Origin of the sequence: Pontibacter toksunensis (assembly GCF_042686245.1) — a bacterium.
GTDB classification, from domain to species: domain Bacteria; phylum Bacteroidota; class Bacteroidia; order Cytophagales; family Hymenobacteraceae; genus Pontibacter; species Pontibacter toksunensis.
Genome location: NZ_JBHUOX010000071.1, coordinates 1 through 3,408, shown reverse-complemented (window position 1 = coordinate 3,408; position 3,408 = coordinate 1). Strand labels below are relative to the sequence as shown.

General features: G+C 44.6%; 3 protein-coding genes. 1 reads left to right on the top strand and 2 read right to left on the bottom strand.

Annotated elements, in window-relative coordinates; translation table 11 throughout:
* Positions 1-271, bottom strand: a 271-nt coding sequence (locus ACFS7Z_RS27065) for a class I SAM-dependent methyltransferase (protein ID WP_377492547.1), incomplete at its 3' end; no start/stop codon positions are given.
* Between the two features lie 258 nt (positions 272-529).
* On the opposite strand from ACFS7Z_RS27065, the gene ACFS7Z_RS27060 reads away from it, so the two are divergent.
* Complete coding sequence (locus tag ACFS7Z_RS27060) at positions 530-1,642, top strand: redoxin domain-containing protein (protein ID WP_377492544.1); 1,113 nt, start codon at positions 530-532, stop codon at positions 1,640-1,642.
* Positions 1,643-2,453: 811 nt separating this feature from the next.
* Here ACFS7Z_RS27060 and ACFS7Z_RS27055 read toward each other — a convergent pair.
* The gene (locus ACFS7Z_RS27055; RefSeq protein WP_377492541.1) at positions 2,454-3,053 is read right to left on the bottom strand and encodes a hypothetical protein; all 600 of its coding nucleotides are present in this window, start codon (positions 3,051-3,053) and stop codon (positions 2,454-2,456) included.
* Positions 3,054-3,408 lie beyond the last annotated feature (355 nt).

Below are 3,408 nucleotides of genomic sequence, written 5' to 3'. Positions count from 1 at the left end.
GAAGGTTGGTTTCATGGGCTTTATTTAAGTCTGAGCATAGATACTGCACATTGGGGCGATAATTTTCCTTTGTGGCAAACTCAAGGATATCTTTGTTCAAATCTATTCCAATAACCCTGGAAGCTCTATCAGCCAGAAGTACGGAAAAATCACCTGTTCCACAACCCAGATCAAGGACCAAGTCGGATGGTAAGATTGGCAGTTTGCTTACATAGGAATTCCAGTTTCTCCAAGCTGATTGTCTTTTATATTCCTGCGATATATCCTTCATCTACTTACGCATTATGGTATTGCAGCCGTAGCTTTGCTCATGTGCTGGGTTAGCACTTGTTATTCTTTCCTCCAACCTAAGGACACTGAAACATTACGAAATATAGGTATTCTGTATTATAAAATTTTACCTATTAATTATTAATATGCGTACATTTATTTGTTCTCATTTAAGCCTTAACTCATAATTTATTTTAGAACTTTAGGCAGATACTCCCTTCCTATGGGATGTTGCTACCTGCTATTAAACTACCTACCCATGGAAATAAACTATAACAAACTATTACAACTCCTATTAGGGGTAGTATTTCTTGCTCCTGTATTATGTCTCGGGCAGAGCTTATCTGTAAAGGGTAAGATAGACGGTATTGGCAACAAGAAGGTGTATCTTTTTGTGAGGGACGCGCATAACCAGGACATGCTGCTGGATTCTACTATAGCAGCAAAGGATAGGTTTGCCTTCACTCATAAGCCTGAAGAGCTGAGATTCTATACTATAACTGTTGATAGTGTGCCTGGAGGTGTAACATTCTTCCTTGAGGGCGACATTCAAATAGCGGGAGACAGTAAGGCAATATGGGAGTCATCTGTGACGGGCTCACCCTTAACAGATGAATTCAAAGACTATGAAAGGCAATTCATTGTACCTGCGAGGCAAAAAATCATTGCTCTTTCCAACAGCATGCAGGACCCAAACCTGGACCAAGGCAGGAGAGAGGAGCTTGGAAGGCAGCAGAAGGAGATTGTGGACGCGACGCGTCTTCAGTCAGAGAAGTACATCAGAGAACATCCTGATTCTTTTTTAAGCCTGTTTAAATTGCATTCATTAGGAACAGAAAAGAAAAGGCAGTTTGTAGGATTACTTAGCCAGGAATTGCAGGAACACTCCTTTGCTAAGGCTATTCGGGATGAAGCCCAGTTTGAGGCATCTGTGAGCGCTGGCAAACCTGCGCCAGGCTTCACTATTCAGGATATGAAAGGCAATGCCGTTTCGCTTTCGGACTTCAGGGGACAGTATGTGCTGCTTGATTTCTGGGGCTCGTGGTGCGGTCCGTGCATCAAACTGATACCCGAGACCAAAGCCGCATATGAAAAGTACAAGGACAAGAAGGTGCAGTTCATGGGCATTGCCTACGACGAGGAAAAGGACAGGGCTAAGCTCAGCGGGCTGATTGAGAAGCACGGAATGGCGTGGCCGCAAATCTTCCAGGACATGTCTGACGAAAGCAAAAAGGGTGTGGTTCGAAGCTACTTAGTAACCTCCTTTCCATCCGTCATTTTGATAAACCCCGAGGGCAGCATTGTTTACAGGGGAATAGGGCAGGACGGTCTGGTAGAGGCACTAAAGGTGCTGGACAAAGAAATCAATTGACGACTGGCACTTAGCAGGTATTTAGAAACAAGCACATAGCATGGCTGCTTAAAACTTTACCATACTCATGGCTTTTAATAAGTGCTAACGGACTGGGCTATAAGGTGGCGTAGCTGCCTTATAGGTGTTGTGTGTGCCCAGCATGGCACGAGTTATATTTTAAAAGAAATATACTCAGATTATCCAGAGGGTGCAAGCCCCTTATCGGCAAGTTGGTGAAGCCGATTAGCAAGCCGCAAGCTGGTTTACCGCGAGGTATGCAGTGAAGGAAGCGGGACTGCAAACACCTGAACTGACGAACAGAAACTGCATAAGAGGCAGGGAGTCGTGGGTAAGCAAGCACCTCTTTGCAAAGCCCCTGGCCAACAAACGGCTCTGTGTAGATGCAGCAGGGTTAGGTCGAAGGAGGGCTGAGCACGAGAGTGCGAGGAGCCGGGTGTGTGGGGAGGCTTACCTGGGGAGAGCTTGGATTAGGTTCGGTACTCCTATGAACCAAGCAGTCAGCAGAAGCCATAGTAGCCGCCTGGAAACGAGCCGTAAGCGCTGCGGAGGCCTCACAGGGTAGTGAAGGGCTGAACGTTGTGTTGCCCAAAATCCGATAAGGAGGTTCAAACCCAGAGTTTGCCAGCCTTATCTCAAATTAAGGCGAGGGCATAGTCGGTGTAAAGAGCGACTGTGCTATCCTCAACGAACCCCCTGTACGCGAACCGTACGCAGGGTGGTGTGAGAGCCTCACCGTGGGTGATTTGCCCACGGCAGGCTACTCGATTACCTGAAGTCATTTTGTTTTGACCATTATAATACCTCCATACTAGTACCTTCCAGCAGGTAAGCTATCTCTAAACAACGTGAAAAGCTTCCAAGAGTCGAACTCCTTATTTATTGCAGAAAGTACATTCCTTACACTTTTCACTTCCCTTAAATCAGGGTTCTGATAGTGGTCATTTTCTGGTTCCCAGTATGAGTAGACTCGGTACTTATCATTGGAGCTTACTTCAAATACATATGTCGTTCCGTCTAATCCATTTACATATCCCTCTACATCATAGCTGTCTGGAAGTTCTTCAACACCTTCTTTTTGAAGTTGCTCAATGAGAATCTTAGTTACAGATGCTGGTATGGTTAACTTCTGGCTTACGACTGCTTTTTTTTCCTCTTTGCGGTTCATTTTAGTTACAAAGTTCACCAGCTGACCCTGATAAACAGAGTCATTAACTTTAATTAGCTCAATTACTTGATATGGTTTCCACAGTCTAATAGCTGTAGTATAGTCAGAATTTTCAAGATTCTGCAAGTTCAGTTCACTTACATCCTCGTCAATATATTTCTTCCAAAACGACTCTTCCTTGTTCTGCCCAACCAATGGGAGAGAAATAATAAGCAGGAGAAAAAAGCTGATTTTCAACTTCATTGACCATAGGTAACTACCGGATAAACGGAAGTCTATTCGGCTTATCGGTCGATTTCGACCGATAACCGTAACCGGACTGCCGAATATACTATATAGTTCCGATAATATGAACCACCCTGCAGGCAATTCCTCCTCCTGTCAAAGTACCAAAACCCCTACCCCCTCCAGGAGGCTGGAAACGGGGTTTCTCTTATAACTGGTGTTATGATAAATAGAGCTGCTATTTTCCATTCCTTCTTTAGTTGTGGAATCCAAGTAAATTGCGCTTTCATTGATAGCAGCCTCTCATGATACAGAAAGAGAATAATTTGCCGGAGGGCCTAAACGGCAAAGCTCTGTTCAACCACATCGTGGT